The sequence below is a fragment of the Halomonas sp. SIMBA_159 genome (assembly GCF_046536035.1).
Taxonomy (GTDB): Bacteria; Pseudomonadota; Gammaproteobacteria; order Pseudomonadales; family Halomonadaceae; genus Vreelandella; species Vreelandella venusta_A.
Map to the genome: position 1 here is coordinate 1 of NZ_JAWJBT010000746.1, position 266 is coordinate 266.

Below are 266 nucleotides of genomic sequence, written 5' to 3' on the forward strand. Positions count from 1 at the left end.
CTTACATTTGTCATGAGACGACCTGATGAGTATGAAGAAATTAGTAAAGCTATACGTAATTCACTTTTGGGTGAAAATGATTCTAGTATGGTAAGCCCTATTCTAAGCGAAAGTAGAACTTGGCATCCTGATGTTGAAGAAATTTCAAAAGAACTTTCAGTAGCTCTTGGTCGTTTAACGGTAAACTATTCCATCATTTTACAGGTTCTTGTTGGCATTGAAAGAAGACTTAAAGGAATTACAGCATTACTAAAAATTTTAAAGGG

Annotated in this window: 1 protein-coding gene; it reads left to right on the top strand. The window is 34.2% G+C overall.

From position 1 onward, the window contains the following. On the top strand, positions 1-266 hold a 266-nt coding region (locus R0J87_RS21190), incomplete at both ends, for a hypothetical protein (protein ID WP_498888751.1).